This is a genomic window from Jannaschia marina (assembly GCF_013404595.1).
Lineage (GTDB): Bacteria > Pseudomonadota > Alphaproteobacteria > Rhodobacterales > Rhodobacteraceae > Jannaschia > Jannaschia marina.
In genome coordinates, this window is sequence record NZ_JABVAX010000011.1 from 63,682 (window position 1) to 87,933 (window position 24,252).

A 24,252-nucleotide genomic window follows, 5' to 3' on the forward strand; every position below is an offset into this window, starting at 1 on the left:
CCCTACCCCGGCACCAGCACGAAACGCGCAAGTTGCGCCACGGCCCCCGCCTCCGCGGCCTGCGGCAGCACCCGGGGCAGAAGCGCGCCCGCCGCCGCGCCATCGGTGGCCGTGGCCGCCGCCACCAGCGGCTCGGGCGTCGCCATCGCGAGCAGAAGCTGTCCCTGCGGCTCGGCCACGTTCGCCGCGTTGAGCGTGAAGGCGAAGAGGAACGAGCCGTCGGCCTGCGGTTCGAGCCGCGAGGAGAGGTCGAAGACCTGCCCCTCCGCCGTCACCAGTACGAGCCACGCGCCCCGCCCCCGCATCTCGCCCAACCGGCCGAGCACCGTGCCGCCCGCCGCCGTCTCCGGCGCGTCGAGCGTCAGCACGGGGGCCACGCCGCCCCGCCCCTGCAGCGCCCGCGCGAGGTCGAGCGCAGGGCATTGCGCCGCGCTCACCGGGCGGTCCACCACGTCGGGCGCCACGCCGAAGGCCTCGCCATAGGCCCCAGAGAGCCCCGGCAGCGCGGCGTCCGGTCCGGTAAAGGCGGCGATCCGGCCCACGTCCGCCCCGGCGGTCACGCGAGTCGCGTAGGTACAGGCCCGCTCCGCCACGAACCCGGCGAGGAACCCCTCCCGCGTCGAGGTATCGGGCGGCGGCAGGTCGGGTGCCGGCGGCGTGGCGGGTTCTTCCGGCGCCTCCTCCTCGGGCGGTGCCGGCTCGGGCGCGGAGGCCAGCAGGTCGGGCCGCTGCGTCATCACCCAGCCCCCGGCGGCAAGGGCCAGCAGAAGGAGCACCGCCGCCAGCAGCGGAGCCCGCCGACCGGCGCGCGCCGGCACCGGCGCGGCCGCCTCCGCCGGTGGCACCGTCAGTCGGAACGGCCCCTCCGTCGTGTCGCTCCCCGGCAGGGCCGCGCGCTGCCCGAGGCCCGTGGTCCGCGGCGGGGCCGAGGGCGCGGGCGCACCGGGCGGGGTGGAGATGCGCCCGCCCGGCGGCGTGGCGATCACCGTGCGGTCGGGCGCGGCGGGGGCCAGCCGCGCGGGGTCGTCCAGCATCGCGGCCACCTCGGCCATGGAGGCCGGGCGATCCGCGGGGTCGGGCTCCAGCATCCGCGCCAGAAGCGGGATCAGCCGCGCCGGCACGTCCGCAAGCTCGGGCACCCGCGCCCGCGCCTGCACCGCGTCGGGGAACGACCGCCCCATCTCCAGCGCCGTGCCCCGCGCCGCCGCCGCGATCAGGAGGCCGAGACCATAGATGTCGGTGCGCGGCCCGACCGTCCCGTCGTAGAGGCCAAGCTGCTCGGGCGCGACGAAGCGGTACTTGCCCGCGAACTGACCGAGGAGCGTGGCCTCGGTCTTGTCCTCCGCCGTGGCGATGCCGAAGTCGATGAGCGCCGCACGGTCGACCTTGCCCTCGCGCAGCATCACGTTGTCGGGCGACAGGTCGCGGTGCACCACGCCGAGCGCGTGCGCCTTGTCGAGCCCGAGCGCCAGCCGCCGCAAGAGCGTCACCACCTGATCGAGCGGCAGCGCCCCCTCCGCCTCCAGCCGGTCGGCCAGCGGGATGCCGTCGATGAACTGCATCACGAGGCAGTAGCGGTCGCTGTCCTTGTGATGGAAGCTGTCGAGGTAGCGCACGATGGCATCGTCGGCGAGGTCGAAGAGGATGCGCGCCTCGCGCCGGAAGAGACCGACGATCCCCTCGTCCTTCGACAGCTCCCGCAGGATCATCTTGATCGCCACGCGGTTGCCCGTGAAGAGGTGCCGGCCCTCGTAGACCTCGCCCATCCCGCCTTCGCCGATGAGCCGCTCGATGCGGTAGTTGTCGTTGAGCGTCGTCCCCAGGGGCGAGGGCGCGGGCCCCACCGGCGGGGCCGTCGGCACCGGGCGTTCCGTCGCCGGCAGCGGCTCCGGCGGGCCTTTGGGCGCGGGAGGGTCGGTCTCGCTCATCCGTCCGCCGGGGTCGAGAGCACGCGGACGACGACGCAGGTGACGTTGTCGGTCGCCCCCGCGTCGAGCGTCGCCTCGATCAGCTCGTAACTGATCGCCTCGGCCGGCGCGGGCTGCGACAGGACGGCGGCGATGCGCCCGTCCCGGATATGCTCGGTCAGCCCGTCGGAGCACAGCAGGAACACGTCCCCCGCCTCGACCCGGCCGCCCACGCGGTCGCATTCCACCTCCGCACCGACGCCGACCGCGCGGGTGATGACGTTGCGCCGCGGCCAGGTCTCCGCCTCCTCGGCGGTGATCGCGCCGCGCGCCACAAGCTCGGCGACCTCGGTATGATCCCGGCTCAACTGCCGCAGCTCCCCGTCGCGCAGGCGGTAGGCCCGGCTGTCGCCCGACCAGACACAGGCCCAGTCGTCCTCGTGCACCAGGAGCGCCACGACGGTCGCCCCCACCGTCGCACCGAGCGCCTCGCCCCGCGCGACCACGTCGAGATGCGCGCGCTGCAGCCGTTCCAGGAACCGCGCCTCGAGGTCGTCGATCGAGGAGGCGACACCCACCGAGGCGGCGGCCTCCACGATCACCTCGCTCGCGAAATCCCCGGCCGCGTGCCCGCCCATCCCGTCGGCCACGACGAAAAGGCCCAGGTCCGGGCGCGACAGGGCCGCGTCCTCGTTGTGGTCGCGCACCCGGCCCCGGTCGGTCAGGGCCGCGGCGTCGAAGGCGTCACTGCCCGGTCTCGTGTCCATCGCGGTCCTCGTCCGAAGTCGTCTCGCCGGGGTCGGGGCGCAGCGGCACGCCCGTCATCAGCCAGGCCAGCGTCGCCCCGTCGGGCAGACCCGTGGCCGAAATCACCTGCGCGGCGCTGCCCGGCTCCGGCACTGTCCACCAGTAGCTGCGCATCTGCGCCGCGCGGCACATGTCCTCGGCGGCGATGTCCGACAGGAGCGTCCCGGCCTCGGCCCCGTCGTTCGTGGCCCAGAGGATGTCGTCGACCGCCTCCGGCATCCCGTCGCCCCCGGCCGGTGTCTCCGGGTCCGAAAGCACCGCGGCGGCCCGCTCGGCCAGCACGTCGTAAGGGGCCTGATCGGGGTCGAGCGGCGGCGGCACCGGCGAGCCCGCGGTCAGGAGGAGGAGCGGATAGCGCCGCCCAACCTTGTCGCGCGCGGGCACCATCACGCCCGACCGCCCCTGCCCGAGGATCAGCGCGCCGATCCAGAAGCGCACCACCGGGGCCGCGTCGAACCCCGCGCGCCAGGCGTCGTCGCCCACCTCCGCCCGCCAGAGGCCGAGCGCACCGTCGAGCCAGTCCTGCAAGGCATCGCGCACCGGCTCCGACACCCGGCGGGACACGAAGTCGCCATAGGCGGGGTGCTTGCCGAACCAGCCGAACGCCTCCGTCACCGGCCCGCCTCAGTCGAGCGATTGCGGGCATTCGAACTCCCGCAATTCGGACATGGTGAAGGGGTTGTCGATGGCGTTCACCGTGAAGTCGTAGGTGATGTTGCGCCCGCCGATCATGAAGGTCGCGCGCAGGGTATCGCCCTGCCGCCGCTTGGCGCTCGCCGCGTCCAGAAGCTGCATGAAGGTCCAGGGGCTGCCGGTGAAGCCGAGCGTCGAGGGCCGGTCGAGCGCGGGCATCACCTGGATCGCCGTGGCCGAGCCGGTACCGGGCCAGACCACCGTCTTCGGGATCTCGTAGCGCACGGTGGGCACGCGCTGGTCGTTCACGATCAGGAGCGCGCTCTCGATGGTCGAATGGTTGTCGACCTGCTGCACGCCGATCTCGACCTCGGGCGTCTGCCCCCCGCCCGAGAAGAACGCCTGCCGGATGCGCTCCGCGCGGTCGAACTGCCGCAGCGCGCCGGGCGAGAGGCGACCCGCAAGCGGGCTGTCCTCGCGGTATTGCAGCCCCTCCGACGTGCGCTCCACGTGGGGGGCGAGGTACTCGGTATAGAACCGGTCCATGTCGCCGCCCGGCCCGAAGAACTTGGAGAAATTGGCGATCGAGAGCGAGCGCGAGGAGCTGGAGAACGGGTAGCTTGGCGCAATCGTGTCGCGGCAGAAGAAGGCGATCTGGTTCGACAGCGCCCGGTTCATCGTCTCGAGGCTGGCGTCCGTCGCGCCCTGCCGGAAGTCGGCCTCCGCCTCGTTGACGAGCCCGGCGACCTCCTCGGGCAACTGGCTGTTGTAGCGCGTCAGCTCTGACAGGATCTGCGGCAGCAGAACCGCCGTCTGCTCCGGGTTCGACTGCCCGGCGGCCAGCGCCGTCCAGACCGAGCCGAGGTTGCCCAGAACGGCATCGATGGGCCGTTGCCCCCGCTCCCCGCGCAGAAGCGCCGACCAATCCTCGAAGGCATCCGAAATGCGCTCGATGGGCGCGATCAGCCCGTCGCCCTCACCACCGCCGCCGCCCCCGCCGAGGGCCCCCACGCGGCCCCCGCCACCGCTCGTCGCCGCCTCCATCAGGATGCGCTGCACACCCGAGGACCGCGAGCGCACGCGCTGCAGCACCTGGCTGCCGACCGAGCCGGCCACGCCGTCGAGGTCCGCGCCCCCGCCGCTGGCCAGCATCTCGGGCGTCAGCCCGTCGAGGCCCTCGAGCTCGCGCTTGACCTGCGTTTCCTCGTCGACCGAGCGCACCAGCAGCAAAAGCGGCGAAGCCGTCTCCGAGGCGAGGATGCCCAGGGTCTCGTAGCGCGGCGCATCGGCCACCAGCGAGTTGAGCGACAGGTTGCCCAGCACCGCGTTCCACGCCGTCTCGTGCTCCCGCCGGTAGCGGTCGAGGAGCGTGCGGTCGAGCGTCGACATCCGCGCCTCGAACTCCTCGGAGGCCGCATCCTCGCCCAGCACCCATTGATCCGCGCGCAGCCGCTCCGCCACCTCTTCGAGGGAGGGGTAGAAATAGCTCCAGAACCCTTCGTAGGTGAAGAGCGCCGGTACCGTCAGCTGCGCGAGGTCCTTCCCGTCGCGCGCGCTGAACGCCCGGTCGGCGGCGCGGCCCGCGGCCTCGGTCAACTGCCAGTCGGGCAGGCCCGTCGAGGCCACCCCGTCCTGGATGAGCGCCCAGGCCTGATCCGACGGCGGCAGCTGCACGATGGCCCCGCGTGCGAGGTCGATGGTCGCCTCGTCGATCTCCACCAGAGGGCTGCGCGTGTCGTCGAGCTCCAGCATCGCCGTCAGGTGGCGCATCAGCTCCTCGCGGGTGTCGAGGCCCGCGCGGCCGGTGAAGATCGCGCGCCAGGTGTCCTCGAACCACGACAGGATCGCCGCGTCGTCGTTGCGCTCCCCCTGGGCGCCGAGCAGCATGTAGACCTTGAGCGCGCGGTAGATCTCGGTCGTGTCGCCCCGGCTCACGATGAGCGGCATCTCCTGCTCCAGCGACAGGATCAGCCGCGGCCGCAGCATCTTTTCGAGCGCGTCCGAATAGGCCGCCTCCGAGGCCGCTTCCAGACGCTCGCGCTGCCCGAGGCCAAGCCCCTCCCAGATCGGCGTCTCCGCGTCCGAGCCATAGCCCGCGGGCATCCCCCGCAGGTCTTCGAGGAACGGCAACACCGGCTCCAGCCGCGTGTCGTCGATGATCTGCCGCCCGATCTCGTCGGAGGCGAGGCGCGCATAGGCCGCCGTCTCCGCCTGCGCCACGTCCACGAGCGTCGCGTTGCGCCAGTAGGACCAGCCGAGCCCGCCGAGCGCGCCGAGCGTCAGCACCGTGACGAGCGTGAACCCCGTCGCCCGCAGGATCGTCGCGCGCCGCACCGCGCGGCGGTCGAAGCTGACCCAGTCGCGCTCCGCGAAGATCACCTTCTGCATCAGGTCACGCAGGAAATAGCTCTTGCCCTTGCCCGACATGAAGCCCGCGCCGAAGGCCCCGCCCCCCGCGCCATCACTCATCGCGCCCAGCACCTGATCGATGGGCGTGCCCTCCTGCGTGCCCGAGGTGAAGTAGAACCCCCGCAGGATCGCGTTCGACTGGTAGCGCGTCGGCTCGAAGACCCGGCGCAGGAAGTCGCTCACCCCGTCCTTGAGCATCGCCATCTGCCCCGGCAGACCGAAGATCGCGATCCGGCTGATGCCGTCCGGCTCCTCGTTCAGCCGGTCGATCACCTCGTCCGACAGGCGGCTCACCAGCCGGTCGAACTCCGCCGGCACGCCCTCGTGCGTCAGCGCCTCCCGGTCCTTCGTCTGGAAGGTCGCGCCCCAGACGCCGTTGCGCCGCTGCAGGCTGAAGGAGCCGAAATACTCCCGGAAGCCAGAGATCAGGTCCGCCTTGGTAAAGAGGACATAGACCGGGAAGTCGATCTTGAGCGTCTCGTGCACCTCGGCCAATCGCGCGCGCACCGTCTCGGCGTGACGCGCCACCTCGCCGCCCATCACGTCCTCAATCGAGAGCGCGAGGATCACGCCGTTGATCGGCTGGCTCGGCCGCGCCCGCTTCAGAAGGTCGAGGAAGGCCGTCCAGGACGCGCTGTCGGCCTCGGCGTGGCTGTCCTGCGTGGTGTAGCGCCCCGCCGTGTCGATCAGCACCGCGTCCTCTGCGAACCACCAGTCGCAGTTGCGCGTGCCCCCGAAGCCCTCGAGCGCGCCGCCGGTCTTCTCCAGCGGGAACTCGATGCCCGAATTCTGCAGCGCCGTCGTCTTGCCCGCGCCCGGCGGCCCGATGATGACGTACCACGGCAGGTCATAGAGATAGGTGCGCCCGCCCGCCTTCTTGAGCGTGGCCAGCGCTTCGGTCATCCGCTCGGCCAGCACCTTGCCGTCGCCCACCGGCTCCTCGGGGACCATGGCTTCTTCCAGCGCCTTCGCGGCCTTGCGCCGCTTGAGGTAGCGCAGGAGCACGATCAGGAAGAACAGCCCCAGGATCGCCCCGATCAGCGACGCGCGCAGCCAGACCGTGCCCATCACGATCACGCCCGTCATCGGGAAGCCGAACCAGATCGCGACGCAGAGCCCGATCAGGCCCAGCACCATCAGGACCTTGCGGAACCAGCCATGCTTGAAGAGCTTGCGGAAGAAACGGCGCAACATCTCAGTAGGTCCCCTCGCGCGCGATCATCACCTCGACCCGGCGGTTCTGTGCCCGGCCCTCGGCGGTGGCATTGTCCCCGATCGGATCGGCCTCGCCCCGGCCCTCGACGACGACGCGCCCCTGGTCCGACAGGAGCGGGCCGACGACCGCGCGCACGGCCTCGGCCCGCGCGACCGAGAGGTTCAGGTTCGATTGCGGCTGCCCCACGCTGTCGGTGAAGCCCTCGATCCGCACCGGCCCCGGCTCGGCATCCAGCACCTCGGCGATCCGCTCGGCGAGCGGCGTGAACTCGGGACGCAGCGTCGCCTGCCCGGTATCGAAGAGCAGCAGATTGCCCACCCGCACGAAGATGAAATCGCCCTTCTGTCCGACCTCGACCTCGCCCGCCGCGATCTCGGCGGCCAGCCCCTCGCGGATGCGGTCGAGCTGCGTCGATTCCGCCTGGAACGGCACCGCCGGGCGCGACCGTTCCAACGCCACGGTCACATCCGTCGGGTGCATCGTGTAGAGCGCGTTGGCCGTGGCCCAGCCGTCGCGGTTGAGAAGCGTCGAGAGCGCCGCGAAGAACCCGACCACGAGCACGGCAGCGAGCCCCGCATAGGCCCAGACCGGCAATCCCCCGAACCGCCGCTTGCCCCGCAGGATCACCGGCGTCCAACTGACCGAAATGTCGTCGTCGGGCCGCGGCCTTTGCGTGCGCAGCGCGGTGTGGATGGCCGAGCGGATGCGGGCCAGTTCCGTCGCGCCATTGGGGCGCGTGCGATACTCCCCCTCGAAGCCGAGCGACAGGCAGGTCAGCATCAGCTCCAGCAGGTCATAGTATTCGCCCGGCGCCTGCATCGCCTTCTCGGCCTCGTGGAAGAAGCCGACGCCGGTGTCGCGCGTGTTGAAGAACCGCGCGGCCATGGAATACTCGGCCCATTGCCCCCGGTCGGCGCCCGGCAGGTTCTGCACGATGTCGTCGGCCGTGCCGCAGAGCGCGTATTTCGCCACCTCGACCACATGCCGGTCGACGCCCGCGGCGGCCGCGTTCTGCTCGAAGGCGACGATCTCGTGATAGACATGCTCCATCAGCGGCGCGGCCTGCATCTCCACGAGGCCCGTGCGCAGCCTCCCGAAGAGGATCAGCAGGTTCGCCGCCGCCGCCACCAGCGGGTTCGACGAGCCCCCCGCGCCCAGCCCCGTCGCCTGCAACGCCTGATGCAGCGGGATGCGCGCCGCCTCGGCCCGCTGCACCGGCGCATCGCGCGGCCCCATCTCGGGAAAGAACCCCTCGCCCGGCCCGCCCGCGCGCTTGCCGATGCCCGCGCCGACCCCGGGGCGCAGGTTCGAGCCGACGCCGGTGCCGAAACCGGGGCTGCGCCCGTCGTCCCGCGGGGTGTGAGGCGCCTGCGTCGCGCCGCCCGGCCGGGGCGTGACCGCCGGCCCGCCGACCCAGGTGTTGCCGTCGTCCGCGGGCCGTCGCACGCCGATGCCCGCACCCGAACCCGCGCCACCCGGCCCGCCGATGACCGTCTTGTCGCGCGTGCCCCCCGCGCCGTCCCGCCGTCCGAACGGGTCGTCCGCGCCGCCGCCGGGTCTCCGGCCGAGCGCGGGACCGCCGATCACGGTCTTGTCGCGATCGTCCCGCCCCGCCATGTCAGAGCGCCTCCGGGATGGCCCAGAGGTCGAGCTTCAGATCGGGCCAGTCCCCGGCGAAATGCATCCCGATCGCGGGGGCGGTCGAGAACTCGCGCCACATGGGCGTGTTCTTGTCGAGCATGAAGTAGACGTTCGACGGCACCACCCGGATCTGCCGCGGCGGGTTCGGCAGATGCTGCAGCCCGACGCCCGGCAGGTTGTTGCGGACGATCTCGCTCATCCGCGTGTTCGGCCCGATCTTCACGAGCTGCGGGAACTGGCCCTGCACCTCGGTCATGGCCTTGGCCGTCTCGACCTCCACCACGAAGGCCGCCTCGCGGAAGAGGTTCCGGTCGGCGACCTCGGCGATGTAGGAATTCTGCCGCACCTGCCGCAGGTCGAGCCGGATCGCCCGGCCCACGTCGCGCGACAGAAGGCGCTGGATGTCCTGCACCACGCGCCCGAACGCGGCCTTCGGATCGGCGTGGTCGTAGGTGTCGTAACCCGGGGCCAGGCGGCTCGAATTGTCGAAGGTGGCAAGCTCGCCGGCGAGGCCCACGAGATGCCGGTAGAGCGCCTCGGGGTGGACGGCATGGAGCCCCGCCATATGGCGCAGCACGCCGATCTCGCGGTTGAGCGTCATCAGCATGAGGTAATCCGCCGCCTGCATCCCGCCACCGGCCGAGGGGTCGGCGGCATAGCGGGCGAGCGTCTCGAGCTTGGCCTCGATCCAGCCGATCACCCGGCTGAGGTAGCCCAGCAACACCGGATGCGCCGCCAGCACGAGCGCGGGCGGCGGCACCGTGTCGTCGAAGCTGACGACGCCGTCGCGCACTTCGGTGATCTTCGCGAGGCGCAGGCTCTGATAGCCGGGCCGCGCCGTCTTGCGCAGCGTCAGTTCCAGCCGCGGCGTCGCGATCTCCAGCACCTGCTCGGCGCGGGCGGCGGCCGCGTTGTCGGCCACCGTCTCGGTGCCGAGCGCATAGCGCGCCGTCGCGCCCTCCTCGTCGGGAGAGACGTCGCGGCCGTTGGGCGACCGTTCGGGCAGCGTGAGCCAGACCGACAGGCCCGCCGCATCCTCCGGGCACGGCACCGGCACCGGCAGCGGCCCGGTCTCGGGCGCGTCGAAGGGCGTGCCGTCGGGCATGATCCCCGCGCAGCGGCGCAGGCCGACCTTGCCCTGCTGCGCCATGTCGCGGTCGATCGCCATCTCGGCCAGGCCCCAGGGATAGGGCGACAGATGCTTGAGCCGCGCGTCGAGCAGATGCTCCACATGCCGGTCGGCCTGCTGGAGGTGCTGCGGCTGGAGGAAGAGACCCTCCTTCCAGGCGACTTTGCTTACGAGCGACATGTCGTTCCCCGTGGTTTCGTCGGCCCCATGTTGCGGTGTCCGGGAGCCGGGTTCAACCGCCCCCGCACACCGCCCGTCGCCCTACCACTGCCAGCGCGCCTGCGCGGTGATGCCATAGCTCGTGAGCCCCCCCGACCGGCGCGCGTCGACACGGGTCGAGGCGCTGAACTGGCGGCCCCGGGTTCCGTCGAGGATGCGCACGTAGTTCACGCCCAGGCTCACCTCGCCGTAGTCGCCCAGCGAGGTCGACGACAGGTCCCGCACGAAGGTCTCGTCGGTTGCGTCCTGGAAGGTGGAGGTCAGCTCGTCGGAGAAGTCGGCGTAGTAGGTGCCGGTGGCGAAGTAGTTGGCCGCCCACTTGCCCGATTGCGCCACCTGCGTCCGCGAGACCGTGGCCCCGACGAAGCCCAGCGTCGACGTGTGGTCGTCGAGCGTCAGCGTCGAGCCGTCGTCGAAGGTCAGCACGCTGCCATCGGTCCGCGTGACCGAGAAACCCGCCGTCGGCACGACCGACCAGCCCCGGTCGCCGATCTGGAACGACCGGCTCAGCGAGCCCGAGAAGGTGAGCGCATCGGTGTCGAGCTTCGCATCCGTCAGCCCGAGCGCCAGGCCCGAGACGCCGCGGTTGTTGAAGGTGAACTCCGTCGTCTCCGCCCGCAGCTGCAGGTCGCCCACGAGCGGCCCGCGCGATCCGGTCACGTAGAGGCCGACGTATTTCTGGTCGAAGTCCGACTCGGTGATCGAGTCGACCACCGTACTCAGCCCCCCGCCCAGCGGATCGAGCTGGAACACCGGCTGCTCGGTGGAACCGGTGTTGATCCCGGCGATGGCCCCCACCGCGAGGAGGTCGATGCCCCCGAAGGCCCCGTTGAAACAGGCGAAGTCCCCGCCGATCTGCAGGCCCTGGTAGGTCGCGTCGACCGCGCTGCGCAGGCTGTTGGTGCCGTCGTCGGTCCGCCCGTCGGCATCGGCCGTCCCGCCCGAGGCGCGCGACCAGAGGCCGGTGCCGCAGGTCCGCTCCTGCTCGGCGGCGAGGCCGACGATGAAGGGGCTCGTCGGCCGGTTCACAAGCGAGCCGATGAGCGACTGCGTCAGCGAGATGTTCCCCGCCAGCGCGCCGATCGCCGGGTTGATCTGACCCACGAGGCGCAGATCGCCCGAGGCCGTGTCCTGATCGAGCGTGAAGACCGTGCGTGCCGTGTTCGGCAGCAGCGTGCCCACCGCCAGCACCGCGTCGAAGTCGCTGCCCGCCGCGCCGTCGATCAGCAGGATGTTGTCGGCATCCGCCGAGAGCGCGCCGCCGGCGTTCTGCAGATCGAAGGACAGCTGGAACGAGCCGGACACGTCGCCCATCGAGACGATGCTGTCGGCGCGCACGCCGCCCGGGGCCACGGCCTGCGTCAGGTCGAGGTCGAAGGACAGCGTCATCGCGTCGCCGGAGAGACTGCCCACGGTCGTCGTGTCGCCCACCGTGCCGTCGGCCATCGAGACCGTCCCGCTCCCGGCGAGGGCCCCATCGATCTCCGCACCGTCGACGCTGTCGAGCCGCCCGTCGACGCGCAGCCGCCCGGTCACGTTGCCACCCGCGCCGAGCGCGGCCAGCGCGGCGTCGGTGATCGTCGCGTCGCCGTCGAGCGTACCGTCGAGGTCGAGCGTGCCCTCCGTCTGCCGCAGGAGGCCCGCGCCGAGCGTCGTGCCCGCACCCACGGTCAGGTCGGCGGCATTGGTGAACGTGCCGGTGATCTCGGCCCCGTCCGCCAGCGTCAGCGCCGCGCCCGCCGCGTTGGCCAGGTCGCCGTTGACCCCCCCGGTGAGCGAGAGCGTGGCGGTGTTGTCCACGTCGCCGATCACCGTGCCGCCGATACGCGCGGTGCCCGCGTTGTCGAGCGCCCCGTCGAGGTCGCCCGTCACGTCGAGCGTCGCCCCGGCGAGGTTCGCCACGTCGGCCGCGACCGCGGCCGCCGCGATCGTCCCGCTGTTGGAGATGGTCCCCGGCGGCGTCGAGGCAGGACCGGGCACCGCGGAGGTGCCGCCCGGCGCGGCCGTCGCGCCGAGCGTGCCGGTGGCGGTGATCCGGCCCGCGTTGGCGATCGCGCCCGCCGTCAGGTCGCCCGCCTCGACGGTGCCGCCCGCGGCCACGGTCATGGTGCCGGCGATGGTCGCGTCGGCCACGTCGAGCGTGCCGCCCGCGCCGACGGTGACGCCCTGATCGACCGAAACCGCGTCGTCCGAGGCCACCGTCCCGCCGTTCACCGCGACGTCGCCGGTGACCGTCATGTCGCCCGCGAGCGTGGTCGTGCCCGCGTCGTTGGTGATCGCACCGTCGAGCGTGCCGCCGCCGACGGTCGCCGTGCCCGTGTTGCGCAGATCCCCGTCGAGCCCGCCACCCAGCGTCGCGTCGCCCGCGTTGTCGAGCCCGCCGCCGGCCGTCAGGCCATTGCCCGCCGCCGCGCTCAGCGTGCCGTCGTTCGCGACCGCGCCCGTCACGTCGAGGTCGCCCGAAAGCGTCATCTGCCCGGTGCCCGTATTCGTCAGGTCGCCGGTCACATTCCCCGCGAGGGACGACAGCCCGCCGAGCTCCGCCCCCTGCCCCAGCGTCCCGGTGCTCGTCACCGTGGTCCCCGCCTCGGCGGTGAGCGCGGCGTCGACGGTGCCCGCGTTCGTCAGCGTGCCGCCCGTCACCGCCACCGCATCGGCCGTCAGCACGCCGTCCGCCGTCACCGTCACGTCGCCCGCCGAGGTCACGTCGCCCGAGGTCAGCGCGCCGTCCACCGTCAGGTCGCCCGAACCGGTGTTCGTGACCGCGCCCGTGATCGTGCCCGACGCGGTCATCACGCCCGCGTTGTCGACCGCGCCGTCGATCGTGCCGGTCGTCTCGATCGTGCCGCCGTCGAGGTTCTCGACCGAGGCGGTCAGCGTGCCCGCGTTGGTGACGGTCGCGCCCGCGCCGTTCGAGAAGCTGTCCGCCCCGATCTGCGCCGCCGTCTGCACCGTGACCGTGCCGTCGTTGGTGAAGGTGTCGACGTTCGTGAGCGCGTTGCCCGAGGTCACGGTGAAGGCCCCGCCGTTCGTCACGTCGTTGCCGTCGGCGTCGACGTCGGCGTTCACCGTCGTCGAACTGCCGCTCTCGGTCGTCAGGTCGCCCTCGAGGGTCGTGTCGCGGTCGAAGCGCAGCTGCCCGCCGTTGTTGATCGCCCCGCGCAGCACGACGTTACCCGAAACGTCCGACGACGCGCCGAGTTCGATCGCCCCCGCCGTCACGACGAGCGTGCCCGTGGTGCCGGTGTTGGTGACCGTGCCGTTGTTCTCGAAGGTGCCGCCGACGCTCAGGTCGATATCGTCGCCGTCGGTCGAGCCGTCGATCAGCCCGGCGTTGGTCACATCGCCCGTGACCTGCGCGTCGCCGTCGAGGTCGAGCCGCCCGCCGGCACCCACTTCGATGGCCCCGAGGCGTCCGCCCGCCACGGCCAGCGCGCCGCCCGTGATCTCGGCCGTGCCGTCGACCCGGCCCGTCGCGCCGAGCGCCGCCGCGCCTCCGGTGACCGAAAGGCTGCCCAGCCGCCCGTCGAGCGCGGCGCTGCCGTCGCTCACGCCGACCGCGCCGGTGATGCGGCCGCCGTCGGCCAGCGTCAGCGTGCCCTCGCTCTCCACGTCGCCCGCGACCATGCCGCCCGCGGCGACCGTCGCCGTGCCCGTGTTCTCCAGCTGGCCCGACCCGAAGGTCAGCGTGCCGCCGTCCGCGACCGTGACCTCGCCCGCGTTCGAGAGCGTGCCCGTCTGCGTCGCCGCGCCGGTGACCGTCACCGCGCCATCCGCCGCGTTGTCGAGCGCGCCGGTGCCGCCCCCGGCCAGCGCGACCGTGCCGGTGTTGGTGACCGCCCCGGCGACCTGTCCGCCGTCGTTCACCGTGAGCGTGCCCGCATTCGTCAAGCCCGCATCCGCCGTCAGCGTCGCGTCGACGTCCATGTCGCCGCTGTTCGTCACCAGGCCCGTGACCCGGCTCGCGCCGTCCACCGTGCTCTGCCCCCCGGCGGTGAGCGTGCCACCCACCGACCCGTCGAGCGTCAGCGTGCCGTCGGCCGAGACGTCGCCCGTGACCGCGCCACCGTCGAGGTCGAGCGTGCTGCCCGCGGCCCCGCTCAGGTCGCCTTCGAGCCGCCCGGCCACCGTCGTCGTGCCGCCGTCGGCCGTCGTCACGCCCGCGCCCGCCGTCAGCGTGCCGCCCGTGGCGACGGTCAGCGTGCCGTCGTTCGTCACCGCGCCGGTGACCTCGGCCGCGCCCGTCACCCGGGTCGAGCCGCCGGTGTCGAGCGTGCCGGTCAGCGTGCCCGCCAGCGTCAGCGCGCCGTCGTTGTCGAGGCCGCCGCCCGCCGTCAGGTCGTCGTCGAGCATCATGGTCCCGGTGTTGGTGATCGTGCCCGTCACCTCCGCGCCCGCGCCGCCGAGGCGCGATGTGCCGCCCGTGGCGAGATCGCCCAGGATGCGGCCCGTCAGGTCGACGCTGCCGCCGGCCGCGCCCGTCACGTCGCCGCGGATCACGCCGGCGTTCGTCAGGTCGCCGCCGCTCGTGACGCCGCCCGCCGCCGTCAGGTCGCCCGCAGCCGCGACATCCACGTCGCCCGATCCGTCGACCGCGCCGTTCACCGTCGCCGCGCCGGTCACGCTGAGCGTGCCGGTGTTGTCGATCGCGCCGGTCTCGCCCCCGGCCTGCAGCGTGAGCTGGCCCGCGTTCGTCACCCCGCTGTCGAGCGCCGCGCCGACTTCGAGCGTTCCGCCCGTGCCGACCCGTGCCGCCGCGGCGGAGGTCGCGTTCCCGAGCGTCAGCGTGCCGCCGTTCGCCCGCAGGATGCCCCCGATCGCCAGGTCGCCGATCGTCGCCGACGCCCCGCCCGCGACGGTCAGGTCGCCGCCGATCGTGTTGGCGAAGGTCGAATCCGCGCCGACGCGCACGTCGCCGCTGATCGAGGAGCCGGCCGCCGCCATGGCGACGCCCCCTGCCCCGCCGACGGACCCGTCGAGCGTGCCGTCGACCGCGAGCGTGCCGCTGTTGTCGATGGCGTCCGGGCCGACGGTGAAGGTCTGCCCCGCCGCGACGGTCAGCGCGCCCGCGTTCGTCACGTCGCCCGAGGCCGTCGCGCTGCCGTCGACGGTCAGGTCGCCGCCGTTCTCCACCTCGATCGCGCCGCTGACCGAATTGCCCGCGACGCCCGTGCCGTCGAGCGTGGCCGTGCCCGCGACGCTCAGGTCGCCGATGACGCGCCCGTCGACGACCGCGCGGCCGTCCTCGCCCACGGTCAGGTCGCCGGTAAGCGTGCGCGCCGCGGTCAGCACAGCGCGGCTCGCCGTGCCGTCGCCCGCCTCGCCCCGCACCGTGACGCCGCCCGCCGCCGTCAGGTCGCCGCCGAAGCTGAGTTGCCCGCCCCCGAAGACGAGAACCTCGCCCGCGACATCGCCCGAGACCGTGGCCGCGCCCGAGGTCCGAAGATCGCCGCTGCGTCCGTCCGTGCCGAGGAGCGTGCCCGAGAAGGTGAGCGTGCCGCCGGTCAGGTTGGCGACCTCGCCGTCGACCGTGCCGCGCACCGTCATTTCACCGTCGGCGTCGTTCACCGCCGTGCCCGTGAGCGTCGTGCCAGCCGCGACCGTGAAGCGCGAGGCCGTACCGCCGCTCTCGCCCGCGTTGAGCACCTGTCCGCTGACCGTGAGGTCGCCGTCGGTCGTCGCGCTGCCGCCATCGCTGACGGTGATATCGCCGGTGACGTCGCCCGCGAGCGTCGCCGTGCCGCCGGTGCCCACGCCGATGGAGCCGACGGCGGTGCTGCCGTCCGGCAGGGTCGCGCCGGTGACGGTGCCGTCGAAGTCGAGCGTGCCGCCGGTCGCCACGTTGAGGCCGCCGGCTACGGTGCCGTCCACGTCGAGGCTGCCGCCGTCGATCGCCTCGGCGACGCCCGTGACCGTGCCCTCGACCGTGACCGCCGCGTCGTCGCGCGCCCGCACGAGGCCGGTGAGGTTCGCGCCCGTCGCGACCGTCAGCGTCGAGCCCGCGCCGTCCGTGCTGACAAGCGCGATGCTGTCGTCCGCCGCCAGCACCTCGAGGTCGGCGTCCACCGTCGTCGTGCCGCCGCCCGTCGTTTCGACGGTGCCCGTGACACGACCGCCGCCGAGCGTCGCCGTGCTCTGGTTGATGACGCGGCCCACGACGTTGCCGTCGAGGTCGAGCGTGCTGCCCGCGTTGTTGCGCAGCGTCGCGGTCAGCGTGTTGCCGCCCTCCACCGTCACGGTCGCGCCCGCACCCGCCGAGACGAGGTCGTTCGCGACAGAGGCGTCGCCGTCGATGTCGAGATCGCCGCTGTTCGTCAGGCTGCCGGCCACGGCGCCGGCAAGGTCGGTCGTCCCCGCGTTCGTCACGTTGCCCGTGCCGGTGGTGGCGAGCGTCGCGCCGTCGAGGTCGAGCGTGCCGCCCGCAGCCACGTCGATCGCGCCGTCGACCGCGCCGCTGTCGGTCACGTTGACGGTGCCGCGCGCGTTGGCGTTCACCTGTCCCGTGACCTGACCGTCGATCGTCGCCACGCCAGCCGCGCCCGCCTCGACCGTCGCCGTCAGCACGTGCCCCGCGCCGACCGTCAGCGACGAATTGGCCCCCGTCGTCGTCATCCCGCCGGTGACCGTCAGATCGCCGTCGACCGTGGTGGCACCGTTGGCGATGGTGCGCACGCGCCCCGTCACCGTGCCGCCGCCGAGCGTCGCCGTGCCGCGGCTCAGGACGTCGCCCGTCAGGTTGCCGTTCAGGTCGAGCGTGCCGCCGGTGTCGTTCACCATCTCGACGTCCGCCGTCAGCGTGCCGTCGACGGTGAAGGTGCCGGTGTTGGTGATCTGCTCGGTGACGCGGGCGTTCGCCCCGGTCACCGTCGTCGCGCCCTCGGCGTCGAGCGTGCCGTCGATCGTGCCCGAGAGGCCCAGCGTGCCGCCGTTGGTGACGCCCCGCACCGCGGTCAGCGTCGCCCCGTCGGCCACGACGAGCCCGCCGTCGCCCGTCACCGCGCCGATCGCCCGTACGTCGCCCGTCACGGTGGTCGTGCCGCCGTCGATGGCGAGGGTGCTGTCGAGTTGCCCGCCGGCCAGCGTGGCCGTGCCGGTGGTCGTGACCGCGCCGGTGATCCGTCCGCCGGTGTCGAGCGTGAGCGCGCCCTCGGAGGTCACGCCGGAATTCAGCGTCGCCCCCACCACCAGCGCACCGCCGGCCCCGACCGTCGTGTTCGCCGCCGTGGTCGCATTGCCGAGGGTCAGCGTGCCGCCGTTGGCCGCGATATCCCCGGTGACGGCGAGCGCGGCGCTCGTCGTCGTGTCGCCGCCGGTGACCGTCAGGTTGCCGCCGATCTGGTTGCGCAGGGTCGAATCGGCCCCGACCGACACGCTGCCCGACACCTGCGCGCCCCCACCCGTCATGGTGACGCCGCCGGTGCCCGCGACCGTCCCGCCGAGCGCGCCCGAGAGCGTGACCGTCCCGGTGTTGGCCAGCGTCTCGCCGCCGAGGTCGAGGGTGGCGCCGCCATCGACGACCACCTCGCCCGCGTTGGTCAGCTGCCCGCCGAGCGACGCGCTCGACGTCACCGTCAGGGTGCCCGTCTCGGTCACCGTGGAGGTGCCGGTGACGATGTCGTCGCCCGCGCCCGCGGTGGCCGTGCCGTCGAGCGTCGTGTTGCCGCCGACGGTCAGCGTGCCGTCCACCTGCCCGGTGACGTTGGCCTGCCCCCCGCTTTCGGTGACGAGCGCGCCGTCGACCGTGCCGGTGACCTGCGCCGTGCCGCCCGAACCGGCGGTCAGCGTACCGGTCAGCGTACCGGCCGAGGTCACGGTGAAGGTGCCGCCGGTGGTGCGCGCGCCGCCGGTGACGTCGAGGTCGTTGTCCACGGTCAGCGCGCCGCCGGTCTGGAGGATCTCTCCGCCGACCGTCCCCGAGATCCGGGTCGTTCCGGCGCTTTCGACGTCGCCCGTGATCGTGGCGCGGTTGATATCGGCCGCCCCGCCGCCCGCGACGTCGAGGGCACCGAGCTGACCCAGGTTGACCGTCAGCTCGCCACCGGTGACCGTGGCGGTGCCGTCGACCTGGCCGCTGCTGGTGACGAGCGCGTCGGCGCCCGCGACGGTCAGCGCGCCGACCCGGCCCGAGACGGTCACGCCGCCCGCGCCGCCCGCGTCGGTGGTCACGGTGCCGGTGATCCGGCCGCCGTTGCGCACGGTGACGTCGCCGCTCGTGGCGACATCGCCCGAGATCTGGCCGCCCGCCCGAACGTCCGTGTCGCCCGAGCCCTCGACGCGCCCCGTGCTGAACCCGAGGTCGCCGCCGTTGGCGACGGTCAACTGGCCGTCGTTCGTCAGCGTGCCCGTCTGCGTCGCGGACCCGGTGACGTCGACCGTCCCGCCGCCGTTGTTCTGCAGCGCGCCGGTGCCGCCCCCGGCCAGGGTGACGAGGCCGTCGTTCGTCACCGCGCCGTCGATCTGTCCGCCGGTGTTGACCGTGATCTCGCCCGCCGCGGCGTTCTCGACCCCGCCGCCCGTGGCCAACGTGGCGTCGACGGTCAGGTCGCCGCCGTTCTCGACGGTGCCGCCGACGTTCGTGGTGCCGACCACGGTGGTCTCGCCGTCGGCCACCACGTCCTGCGTCACCGTCCCTTCGAGCGTCAGGTCGCCGTCGGTGTCGATCCCGCCGGTCACGGTGCCGTCGTCGAGCACGATGGAGCTGTTGGCGACACCGGTGACGTCGCCCACGAGCTCGCCCTCGATGGTGGTCGTCCCCGTCGCCGAGGTGGCGATGCCGTTCGCCGCGGTCAGCGTGTCGTTGCGGGTGACGATGAATTCGTCGTTGTTGGTGATCGCGCCACCGATCTCCATGTCGCCGGTGATGACCGTGCGGTCGTTGCTGGTCACCGTGCCGTCCACGTCGCCCGAGAGGTTGGCGAAGCCGTTGTTGACCAGATTGCCGGTGATCGTGCCCTCCTGCACGATGCGTCCGTCGACTTGCACGTCGCCGTCGATGGTGCCGGTGTTGGTCGAGGTGCCGGTCGTGCCGATGGTCAGCAGGCCGGTCGCGGTGAACTCGCCGTCGTTCTCAAGACGGCCGTCGATCGTGGTCGCGTTGTTCACGACGATGTCGGTGCCCAGCGACAGCGTGGAGCCGTCGGTGACGATCAGGCTCTCGGCCGTGATGAAGGTGGTCGACCCGCCGCCGTTCTGGATCCGGACAGTGGCGTTGTCGCCGGTGTCGACGGTCATCTCGAGGACGTCGAAATCGAACAGCCCGCTGTTGATCCGGACGGTGTAGTCGGCATCCCCGGCCGCCGCGCCGAAGTCGATGTCGCGGCCTTCCACGAAGTCGCGGTTGCTGCCCCCGTCCTCGTTCCAGTTGTTATTGAAGAAGCTGCCGTTCCAGTTGCCGTCGCCGCCGGTGACATTCGCGCCGCCATCGCCGGTGTTGCCCGCGTCCCACCGCAGGGTCTGCGCGAGCGCGGTGCCAGGCACGCCGGTCAGCACGAGCCCCGTGGCCATCACGAAGACGAGTTCCGTCGCGCGCCCGAGGCGGCAGCCCCCGACGAGGCTGCGTTGACGGATACCGATGGTTCGGGGGCGCGGGGCAGCGGGAATCATGGCAATCTCTGAATGAATAAATGCAGGGATACCGCGACTTGACCGCCTTCCCGCCGCGGGGGCAAGGCAATCCGGCCGTGCATGGGGACAAATGTGCCCTCAGGGCGACAGTGCCGCGCCCTGCCCGGCGGGCGGACGTTGACTGCAGTCAACTCCGCGCGTCAGGCGTCGTCCTTCTGGGTGACGCATTCCTCCACCAGAGGCAGCGCCGCATTGGCCGCGCCCTGCAACGTCGGCACCTGCGCCGAGCCGCCGCCGCCCATGGAGACATTGCCCTTGAGACGGATCTGCGCGGCTTCGAGCGTGATGCCCGAGGCGTCGATCGTGATCTTCCCGCCCGGCCCTTTCACGACCATCTTCTGATAGGCCATGAGCGTGTGCAGCTTGGTGTTGTTCATGATCGATTCGGTCACGTTCAGCACCGACCGGCCAAGCACCGTCTCCTCGTGGTTGCGACCGATCTTGACGAGGTGGTCGGCGAAGATGTCCTGCTTGTGGATGTTGCCGACGACATGGACGTGGTCCTTGCCGTATTTCTCCTGCTGGTTCTGCCCGACCTGATAGATCACGTCGCGCCCGACGGTGTGCCGCGCGTCCTGGCCGACGCTCTCGGTATGGTCGCGCCCGACGGAGATCGACTTGTCCTGGCCGACCGTCTCCGACTGGTCGCGCCCGATGGACTTGTTGCGGTCGTTGAGGATCTCGATCTGCTGATCCTTCTGCCCGTGCATGAAGATCAGCTCCTGCTCCTTCTCGTCCTCGAAGGTCAGCTCGTTGAAGCCCGAGCCCTTGTGCGTGTCGGTCTTGAAGACGCTCTTGGTCTTCGCCGCGGGCAGCGGATAGGGCGGATCCTGCCGGCCGTTGTAGACACAGCCCGTCACCAGCGGCTTGTCCGGGTCGCCCTCGAGGAATTCGACGACCACCTCCATGCCGATCCGCGGGATGACCATGCCGCCCCAGCCCTTGCCGGCCCAGTTCTGGCTCACCCGGCAGCGCATGGAATAGGCCCCCGGCAGATCCCAGTGGAACTGCACGAGGATGCGGCCGTAGCGGTCGCAGTCGATCTCGCCCTCGCCCACGACGACGGCGGTTTGCGGCCCCTGCACGATGGGGAGCGGCGTGGTCCGGTCGGGCACCATGGGGGCCTCCACCGGCATCAGCGTGTATTCGCCCGAGAAGGCGTGGCGGTCGGACTTCGTGTCGCCCGAGCCGTAGCTGTCGGAGACGTAGGAATGCACCGCGCGCAGGCAGAGGTAGTCCTGCCCCTTCACGCCCGGCACATGGTCGCCCGTCAGGCCCACGGTGAGGCCCGATCGGAGCGTCGCGCAATTGCCCTGCGCCCGGTGCCGCCGGTCGCCGCCCCGCTCCTGCAGGGTGCGCAGCGCGGAGACGGCCTTGCCCTGCCCGAGGGTCAGGTAGTCGCCGGGATAGTCGAAGCTCTCGATCTTGCCCTGCGCATAGGCCGCATCGCCCAGCGAATCGGCCTCCATCGCGGCGGTCGGCGTCTTGAAGTTGTAATCCGTCAGGCGAATGGCGCCCGTGGTGAGGTTGCGCTCCGGGTGCCACTCCCAGAAGTGCTCCTCCTCGGCCTGGTGGTTGGCGTTCACCGGCTTGTAGTCGCGGCTCCCGCCCGGCACGGCCTCGTGCGCGTCGATCCCGTCTGTCAGCACCATGGTATGGCTGCCGTCACCGTGGGTGAAGTGGTAGTTGATGCCGAACCGCTCCAGCAGGCGCGTGACGAAGGCGAGGTCGCTTTCGCGGTACTGCACCGTGTATTCGAGCTTCGGATATTGCTCCGACAGAAGCGTCTTGAAATGCGGATCGCCCAGGTCGGCATACTCCTCGATGACCTCCTCGACGATCTCGACCACGGTCTTGTCGTGGAAGATGCGCTGGTTGCGGCGCAGCCCGGCAAGCCAGATCCAGGGCCGCAGTTCGAGGTTGTAGCGGTTGCCGTTCTCGCCCACGCCCGCCCATTGCGCCTGCGTGACGATCCCGTCGAAGCGCTGCGTGCCCTGCGCGAGGCTGTCGATCTCCACCGTGGCATGGGTGCCCACGAGCTGGTCGAAATCGAGGTCCTGCTCGGTCGAGAGCGCCTCGACGCGATAGTCGAAAAGGCCGTTCATATGGTCCGTCCCGTCGAAGCGCAGGATGACCAGCACGTTCTCGCCGAGCGCGGTCTTCAGCCGGCCAAGCCGCGTGTCCTGGGTAAAGATGGCGTTCATCTGACGTCTCCGTTCGGTCGGACCCGGGGACAGGCTAGCTCCTTCCGGCGGCGGCGAAAAGGGCGGTTGCGGGGCAGGGCAGGGGCCGCGCATAGTGGTGGCAGGCTTTCGCCATGCTCAAGGAGACCGCCCATGCTTCCCGTCGCCCGTCTCGGAGACAAGCACGTCTGCCCGCGCTGTGGCCCGAACGCCATCGTCAGCGGCGGATCGGGCAAGATCGACGGTCGCCCGGTGGCCCGCGTCGGCGACAAGACGGCCTGCGGCGCGACGATCACGCTCGGCTCCTCCATGGCGACCTGCGACGGCAAGCCGATCGCCTACCTCGGGTCGATCACTGACCACGGCGGCACCATCGTCGAGGGCTCGCCTCAGGCCAAGACGCTGCCCTGACGCCGGGGCGGGGCGAGGGCGGCCAGGAGGTCGAACCCTCCTGTCTACGCGCTTCGCACGAACCCCGCGAGAGACGATTTTGAAGCGCAGGGCGTATTTGTAATCGACCCGTCGCCGAGATTGAACCGAGGAGATCGGGGACATCGACCCGTCATCCGCACCTCAACCGATGATCGAAATGGCTCGAAGTGACCTGAGGTCCGTTTCTCTTTCTCTGTCTCGAATTGAGGTGGAGTTCGTTGCGCGGTGCTCCGCGCCCTTTCTGTGGAGCGCATGGGCCGAGAGTTTTCGGTTCTGGTCACGACGGCGGGCTGGATGATCCGTCGGGGGTGCGGATGTCCGCCGGGGCATTGACCCGATAGCGCTGTGAGATCGGACTGGGATTCTTCCGGTTTTGTGGACACTTATGGCTGGAGAACTCAAGCGTTTCGAGCGCGCTCCTTTCGTCGTCGATGGGCGAGAGGTAGCCCAGAGCCGGGTGACGGCAGCCGGGGGTATACTAGCTCTCGAAGACCTCGGACCGGTCATGTCGTTCTGCGCGAACCGGGCGTCGTCCATTGGGCTCGAACCAATGGCACGTTCAATGAGCGACCCTGTGAGAGAAGGTCGCGCTTCTGCTGCAGTTGCTTGTTCTCAAGACGAAGTCGGCGCAGTTCGTCCCGTTCTTCTGTGCTAGGAATATCGGCACGTTTGCCGTCGTTACGATCCGCCTGCCTTATACAAGTGTGGATCGTCGCAACACACGGCTCGAACCCTCGCGCGAGGTCCTCGACACTCCGTCCTGCTCTATGCAACTCGACGATCTACTCCCGGAAAGCCGCCGGGTACGGGTTCCTTGTTCGTGGCATCTGAACACCTTCCAAATGCAGTCAAAGGGTGTTCACGAAACCTGGGGGAACTCCAGCACGGGCGTTCCGATCAGTATTCCGGTCCACACGATCCTTGCAGAGATGCTCGCAACGGTCCCTGCGGGCCAGGAGACGTTCCTCGAGACGCAAGCAGTCAAGGCAGGGGCTGGGGAACGACATGCGGAAGTGATGCGATGCGGCGGACCTCCCCGACTGTACCCCGCACGGGCTCCGCAAGGCGGTCACGGTCCGGATCGGCCATGCCGGTGCGACCGGCCCGGAGATCATCGCAGTAACCGGCCACAAGACGGTCGCAGAGGTGGAACCCTACCTCCGCGACCTGAATCGCAGGATCGCGGCCGACGCCGGAATGGCGAAGATATCGGGAACAAACTTGACGAACCGCAGTGAAAAGTTCGTCAAAATTCAGCTAATAAACTGAAATATGATGAATAATTGGCATGCATGGCGGCCCCTGAAGGATTCGAACCCTCGGCCGTCCGCTTAGAAGGTCGCTGTTCTACGTCCCCAACCGCTTGAAAACCAAGCAATTTCAGTCGCCGTTTTTGTCACTATGCAATTGCGATGCAATTGGCGCACAGCGCGGCCCCTGAAGGACTCGAACCCTCAACCTGTCGATTAGAAGTCGACTGCTCTATCCAGTTGAGCTAAGGGGCCTGCGGCGCGCGCCCCGACGTTTAAACGATTGGCGAGGTTGGCACAATCGGGCATAACCGAGTTATGACATTGCTTCCGCACATGAAATGCGCTGGCTGGCCCAACCTGAGGTATGATGGATGAGCCAGAAACTGACTGACCGTCCGTACTGGCCTGATCTTGTTGCCCGCGTTGATGAACTGGTCGCAGAAGGCTACACCGACACTGAGATCGGCTTCAAAGTCGAAGCCGAGTTTGGTCTGCGGCGTCAGTCCTTCCGAACGGCTGTCCGTCGAGGCGACGTGCCTGCGATGCCATCGCCCGATCGGGCACGATCTGATGCGCGAGCAAGAGGGGATAGGACGTTCGACGGCAAGCCTTGCGTCAGGTGCGGGAGCAAGACCCGATACGTTGCAGATCAGCGATGCGTGGCATGTGAAAGAATATTGAGGTGCTCCCCGATCCTTGGACAGGATCTGGCGTTTTCTAAGCTACTCTCTGGGCCTCCTGGTCGGGTTGCATGATCGTCGTGCCGGCGCGGTAGACCACGTCCGGTGGTTGTCCGTCG

General features: G+C 70.9%; 9 protein-coding genes and 1 tRNA gene. 1 reads left to right on the forward strand and 9 read right to left on the reverse strand.

Annotated features, from left to right (window positions below; all coding sequences use genetic code 11):
• Positions 1–2: 2 nt before the first annotated feature.
• The 8 genes from HSX43_RS15525 to HSX43_RS15560 form a co-directional block, all read right to left on the reverse strand.
• The gene (locus tag HSX43_RS15525; protein WP_179381051.1) at positions 3–1,928 is read right to left on the reverse strand and encodes a serine/threonine-protein kinase; all 1,926 of its coding nucleotides are present in this window, start codon (positions 1,926–1,928) and stop codon (positions 3–5) included.
• Positions 1,925–2,674, reverse strand: coding sequence for a PP2C family protein-serine/threonine phosphatase (locus HSX43_RS15530; protein WP_208454630.1), 750 nt, complete (start codon positions 2,672–2,674; stop codon positions 1,925–1,927). Before HSX43_RS15530 ends, HSX43_RS15525 begins: the two co-directional genes overlap by 4 nt.
• Positions 2,652–3,329, reverse strand: coding sequence for a type VI secretion system-associated protein TagF (gene tagF / locus HSX43_RS15535; RefSeq protein ID WP_179381052.1), 678 nt, complete (start codon positions 3,327–3,329; stop codon positions 2,652–2,654). Before tagF ends, HSX43_RS15530 begins: the two co-directional genes overlap by 23 nt.
• A gap of 9 nt (positions 3,330–3,338) precedes the next feature.
• The gene (tssM, locus tag HSX43_RS15540; RefSeq protein ID WP_179381053.1) at positions 3,339–6,950 is read right to left on the reverse strand and encodes a type VI secretion system membrane subunit TssM; all 3,612 of its coding nucleotides are present in this window, start codon (positions 6,948–6,950) and stop codon (positions 3,339–3,341) included.
• A 1-nt stretch (position 6,951) separates the two neighbouring features.
• Entirely contained in the window at positions 6,952–8,589 is a 1,638-nt protein-coding gene (icmH, locus tag HSX43_RS15545; RefSeq protein WP_179381054.1) for a type IVB secretion system protein IcmH/DotU, read from the reverse strand.
• A 1-nt stretch (position 8,590) separates the two neighbouring features.
• Positions 8,591–9,922 (reverse strand): type VI secretion system baseplate subunit TssK, encoded by a 1,332-nt coding sequence (gene tssK / locus HSX43_RS15550; protein ID WP_179381055.1) that lies wholly within the window; start codon positions 9,920–9,922, stop codon positions 8,591–8,593.
• Positions 9,923–10,003: 81 nt separating this feature from the next.
• Positions 10,004–19,564 carry a hypothetical protein gene (locus tag HSX43_RS15555; RefSeq protein WP_179381056.1) on the reverse strand — a complete coding sequence of 3,187 codons (9,561 nt, stop codon included), beginning with the start codon at positions 19,562–19,564 and terminating at the stop codon, positions 10,004–10,006.
• Between the two features lie 161 nt (positions 19,565–19,725).
• Positions 19,726–21,789: a type VI secretion system Vgr family protein gene (locus HSX43_RS15560; RefSeq protein ID WP_179381057.1), complete on the reverse strand. Its 2,064-nt coding sequence runs from the start codon at positions 21,787–21,789 to the stop codon at positions 19,726–19,728.
• A 132-nt stretch (positions 21,790–21,921) separates the two neighbouring features.
• Here HSX43_RS15560 and HSX43_RS15565 point away from each other — a divergent pair, with 132 nt between their 5' ends.
• On the forward strand, positions 21,922–22,179 hold the full coding sequence (locus tag HSX43_RS15565; RefSeq protein WP_179381058.1) for a PAAR domain-containing protein: 258 nt from the start codon (positions 21,922–21,924) through the stop codon (positions 22,177–22,179).
• A 1,452-nt stretch (positions 22,180–23,631) separates the two neighbouring features.
• Here the strand turns inward: HSX43_RS15565 and HSX43_RS15570 are convergent.
• A tRNA-Arg gene (locus tag HSX43_RS15570) sits at positions 23,632–23,705 on the reverse strand.
• Positions 23,706–24,252: the final 547 nt, after the last annotated feature.

Coding starts and splice junctions, on each gene's coding strand:
- tssK (WP_179381055.1), bottom strand. CDS start 9,922: ATGTCGCTCGTAAGCAAAGTCGCCTGGAAGGAGGGTCTCTTCCTCCAG.
- HSX43_RS15560 (WP_179381057.1), bottom strand. CDS start 21,789: ATGAACGCCATCTTTACCCAGGACACGCGGCTTGGCCGGCTGAAGACC.
- HSX43_RS15555 (WP_179381056.1), bottom strand. CDS start 19,564: ATGATTCCCGCTGCCCCGCGCCCCCGAACCATCGGTATCCGTCAACGC.
- icmH (WP_179381054.1), bottom strand. CDS start 8,589: ATGGCGGGGCGGGACGATCGCGACAAGACCGTGATCGGCGGTCCCGCG.
- HSX43_RS15565 (WP_179381058.1), top strand. CDS start 21,922: ATGCTTCCCGTCGCCCGTCTCGGAGACAAGCACGTCTGCCCGCGCTGT.
- HSX43_RS15525 (WP_179381051.1), bottom strand. CDS start 1,928: ATGAGCGAGACCGACCCTCCCGCGCCCAAAGGCCCGCCGGAGCCGCTG.
- tssM (WP_179381053.1), bottom strand. CDS start 6,950: ATGTTGCGCCGTTTCTTCCGCAAGCTCTTCAAGCATGGCTGGTTCCGC.
- HSX43_RS15530 (WP_208454630.1), bottom strand. CDS start 2,674: ATGGACACGAGACCGGGCAGTGACGCCTTCGACGCCGCGGCCCTGACC.